The organism is Methanomethylovorans sp., assembly GCF_050177135.1.
In the GTDB taxonomy this organism is placed as follows: domain Archaea; phylum Halobacteriota; class Methanosarcinia; order Methanosarcinales; family Methanosarcinaceae; genus Methanomethylovorans.
Genome location: NZ_JBFXHJ010000172.1, coordinates 1 through 4,203 on the forward strand (window position 1 = coordinate 1; position 4,203 = coordinate 4,203).

Below are 4,203 nucleotides of genomic sequence, written 5' to 3' on the forward strand. Positions count from 1 at the left end.
TGTTTCCTCAGCTATTTCCTGCTTAACCGGCTTAGCTTCTTCACTTACTGCCTTTACTTCATCACCCACTACGCTGAATATAGAGAATCCCGGCGTTTCTGCAACGAAGTACAGATACTCTTCATCTTCATTTTCTTTTTGTGTGGCCAGCTCTTCCCATTTTCCATCGTTGTAACGCGTCATGCGGATGGTTGAAGGGTCGATGTTGTTCTCCTCTATCCATTCCCGGCTTACCTTGAAATGAATGAGGATATTGTCAGCATTGTTACCAGAGATCGTGCCTTTGCTTCCCACATTAATGCTCATAAGCTGATATGGGTTTCCCGGTGGTACGGAGATACCTGCCGGCCTGTCCGAGAGCACCTGCACCGTTGCCGTCACAAGACCTTCATTGTCCTTCGCATCAAAAGTAATTCCAAGCACGGGACTGCCAGTACCGGATAGGTCGTATTCTATGCTGGAACCACCCAGTATATGGTTCACAGCAGTGTAAGTAGGTGTGACGGTCCCGGCAGACGGATCAGAGATCACGGCTGTCCCGATGCCTGAACGGGAACTGCCGGAGCTACCGGAACTTGCGGAGGTCACAGTGATGTAACCGGTCTGCGTGCTTATGTTGCTGCCAGCAGCATTTGTTGCATTAAGAATTACCGTATAGGTGCCTGCACTGGTATATGTGTGGGCCGGATTATGGGAAGTAGAAGTTCCTCCGTCACCGAAATTCCATGTCCATGAGGTAGGTGTATTTGCAGACTGGTCCGTGAAGGAAACAGTAAGGGGTGCTGTACCAGAAGTCACATCAGCCGTGAAGTCAGCTAAAGGTGCAGACGGTTCTTCTGTTACAGTGATATAACCAGTCTGAGTGCTGATGTTGCTGCCGCCAACATTGCTTGCGTTGAGAGTAACTGTGTAGCTGCCTGCGTTTGTGTACGTATGGGTGGGATTCTGAACAGTCGAAGTGTTACCGTCACCAAAATTCCATGACCACGAGGTAGGTGTATTCGTAGACTGATCGGTGAAAGAAATAATTAGTGGTACAATACCTGAAGTGACATTGGCAGTGAAGTTGGAAATGGGCGCAGGTAGTTCTGTTACAGTGATATAACCTGTTCTTGTTTCGGAATCGGATCCTTCGTAGTTTGTTACAGTCAGGGTTACAGTATAGGTGCCTGCTGAACCATAAGTATGAATAGGATGCTGAAGATTAGAATTCTGCCCATCACCGAAGTTCCATGCCCATTGTGTGGGACTATATGTTGACTGATCCGTGAAAGAAACAGTAAGAGGAGCTGTACCGGAAGTCACATTAGCCGTAAAGGCAGCTACCGGCTGATAACTTCCTATGGCTGATGCGCAGGATGATAAAAGAAGTATAGCCGCTAAAAGAGCAAAGATACAAAGAACAGAACTTCTCTGAATATGGCATTTTCCACTACTCTGTGACCATTTATCCCGTTTACCGGAAATGTCACAGAGAGCAGAGGTCATTTTACATCGGTCCTTAATGAAAGAAGTACTCATTGACACTTTATCAGTATGCACAAATTTACCCTCTTTTGATTTGATAAGATTCCTGTAGCTACGCAACGGGACGAAATATTAACATTTATTTAATACAATATATATTAATATATAAAAATACCCTCCGTTCTTCCGTCTTTTTAGTTATATGAACAAAGAATCGTCAGCACAGGAGTCCATAAATGGAATTATCTCTCTTTGGAGTTCTGGGTCATTGAAAACTGTACAAAATAACATGTTATTTAGCAGTCGGGATGACCTTTAAAAACATAATAACATAACAGCGTCTACAGATCAAAAGAGGTCTTAAAAGAAGTTTGGTGGGATAGCGCGGATTTGAACCGCAGTCCAAGCGTCCCAAACGCTCGAGGATGGACCAGGCTACCCTACTATCCCAAGAGGGTAAGCACTGCAATAGACGTTATAGATTAAAAACCTTCCGTAAGGGATCGGTCAAAGAATATAAACTGGGGAGAAAAAGAATAAAAAAATAAAGAAATGAAGGGCAAAGACAGCAAAGATCATTTCCATCTTTTATATACATCGTTATCTATTCCTGCGAGGTCCAAAGCTCGGCCAACAATGGAATTTACAAGATCGTCAATGTTCTTGGGCTTTGAGTAGAACCCCGGGCATGCAGGCATTACAATAGCTCCAGCCCTGGTGAGCTTTAACATGTTCTCAAGGTGGATCTCGTTCAAAGGTGTCTCTCGCGGCACAATAACAAGCCTGCGTCTTTCCTTAAGGCAGACATCAGCAGTTCTTTCCAAAAGGTTGTCAGACATGCCGTTTGCAATGGAGCCAACGGTCTTCATGCTGCATGGGGCAACGATCATACCATGGAACCTGTGTGATCCGCTGGCTATGGGTGCAGTGAACTCTCTTTCCTCATAGACATAGCTTGCCATGTCTTCCACCTCCACAACAGAATAGTCAGTTTCTATCTCAATGATCTGCCTTGCCGACCTGGTTATAACAAGGTGTGTGACCATGCCCATTTTAGAAAGTATCTCAAGCAGCCTTATGCCGTAAATAGACCCTGATGCTCCACTTATACCAATTACGATCTCCATTTTTTCACCTTATGGTCCCAATAAGCTCGTCTATCATTGCTTCAGAAGCCTGCACAATGGACCGGATCTCATCTACTGTTATATTATCTATATGTATACCGACCATTAATACCGTTGTGTTCTGCGTGATAGCACTTATCTTCCGTGCTCCGCGCAGAGCGATCTCATCCTCCCTGTGTCCCGGAGAGCTAATCACGGAAGCGGAGGCACGGCGACTTTCCCCATCATAGATACCCATGGCAACAGCACCTATGTGCTCCCTGCCACCTGATAACATAAAGAACATATCACTTCCTACAGACTCCCCTTTTAATAGGAGCTGTATCCTTCCAACATCTTTTTTGATCTCGATCATGATCATAGCTCCGTGAGCCTGAACTGCTTGGTGGTCCTTTTTACCTCAAAGAACTCTCTCGCAGCTTTTCCCACTTTTTCGCGGAACTCCTTTGGCGTGTAGACGCCCATCTTCCAGTTATCCCAGTGAGCCTTCTCAAGCGTGGCAACCACATAAGAAGCTTCGTCAAGTCTAACCATCCTGCCGTTGAGCTTCACAAGTGCCTTAAGTTCAGGGATCTCCGGAGAGCGGGGTATGTCAATGAGCACATCCGTGGGTTCAATACCTACCATACCTGCGATCTCGGCCTCTATTCTGCGTATGTTGCCCCTGTGTTTCAAAACGCTCTCTGTAACCTCGTCAAAGCCTACATATAAAGCTCTTTTATAAAGCCTGCGTTCTTCGAGGCGCTGTGCCAGGCTGCCGCCATATCCAGCATCCGAACGCATGATATGCAGCAAATGTGCATCATCCATCTGTCTGAGCTCCATGGGATCGATAGCATTGTCTTTTATAAGTTCTTCAATGGCACGGATACACATTGTTTCTGCGATACGCGATACATGGTGATAATAAACAGATGGGTGCATGAGGAACCGGGATACAAGCAAGGATTCTGCGGCTTTCACACCTCCTGCACCTACTACCAGCTTGTCTTCATAGAACTGCATCTCATGGATGAGCCGCACATGGTCCACAAGCCCAAATGCAACACCCGTATAATGCGAGTCCCGTACCAGATAGTCCATGCGATCCACATCTATCTCACTGCTCAGGATCTTCCCCAGATCAGTTTCCCCTTTGATGTGTTTCTGGATGGTTGTGGGACTCAGGCCGTGTTCATCCAATATTTCCGCGATCCTGCCCTTTCGCAACAGATGAAGCACATCTTCATGTTTCTGGCGCGTATATTGAGATATAAAGCTCTCCGTTACATGGGAAAGAGGGCCATGACCTATATCGTGGAGCAAAGCTGCCACCCTCAGTTCATCCTTTTCCTGCTGCGACACTGAATCTATCTGCCTTGTCAATGTGGCCGCAAGATGCATAACACCCAGGGAATGCTCAAAACGTGTATGATTGGCACCCGGATAAACAAGATTTGAAAGTCCAAGCTGCCTTATCCTGCGCAGGCGCTGCATGGGAGGAGTATCTATAAGGGAAAGCGTGAGCTCATCGAGTTCGATATAACCGTGAATAGGATCACGAACGACCTTCATATGCTTTAAATATCCCTTCATCCTATAATGCTGTTCCTCTATCATAACTAATTTC

Annotated in this window: 4 protein-coding genes and 1 tRNA gene; all 5 read right to left on the reverse strand. The window is 46.0% G+C overall.

Features of this window, described 5'->3' with window-relative positions; genetic code table 11:
* Positions 1–1,542, reverse strand: a 1,542-nt coding sequence (locus AB7U21_RS10785) for a PKD domain-containing protein (RefSeq protein WP_428388960.1), incomplete at its 3' end; no start/stop codon positions are given.
* 297 nt (positions 1,543–1,839) lie between these two features.
* Positions 1,840–1,917 (reverse strand) — tRNA-Pro (locus tag AB7U21_RS10790).
* Positions 1,918–2,042: 125 nt separating this feature from the next.
* Positions 2,043–2,594, reverse strand: a complete 552-nt coding sequence (locus tag AB7U21_RS10795) for a UbiX family flavin prenyltransferase (RefSeq protein ID WP_333788373.1) — start codon at positions 2,592–2,594, stop codon at positions 2,043–2,045.
* 4 nt (positions 2,595–2,598) lie between these two features.
* Positions 2,599–2,949, reverse strand: coding sequence for a hypothetical protein (locus AB7U21_RS10800; RefSeq protein ID WP_333788372.1), 351 nt, complete (start codon positions 2,947–2,949; stop codon positions 2,599–2,601).
* A gap of 2 nt (positions 2,950–2,951) precedes the next feature.
* Positions 2,952–4,148, reverse strand: coding sequence for an HD domain-containing protein (locus tag AB7U21_RS10805; protein WP_333788375.1), 1,197 nt, complete (start codon positions 4,146–4,148; stop codon positions 2,952–2,954).
* Between the last annotated feature and the right edge of the window lie 55 nt (positions 4,149–4,203).

Coding starts and splice junctions, on each gene's coding strand:
- AB7U21_RS10795 (WP_333788373.1), bottom strand. CDS start 2,594: ATGGAGATCGTAATTGGTATAAGTGGAGCATCAGGGTCTATTTACGGC.
- AB7U21_RS10800 (WP_333788372.1), bottom strand. CDS start 2,949: ATGATCGAGATCAAAAAAGATGTTGGAAGGATACAGCTCCTATTAAAA.
- AB7U21_RS10805 (WP_333788375.1), bottom strand. CDS start 4,148: ATGAAGGTCGTTCGTGATCCTATTCACGGTTATATCGAACTCGATGAG.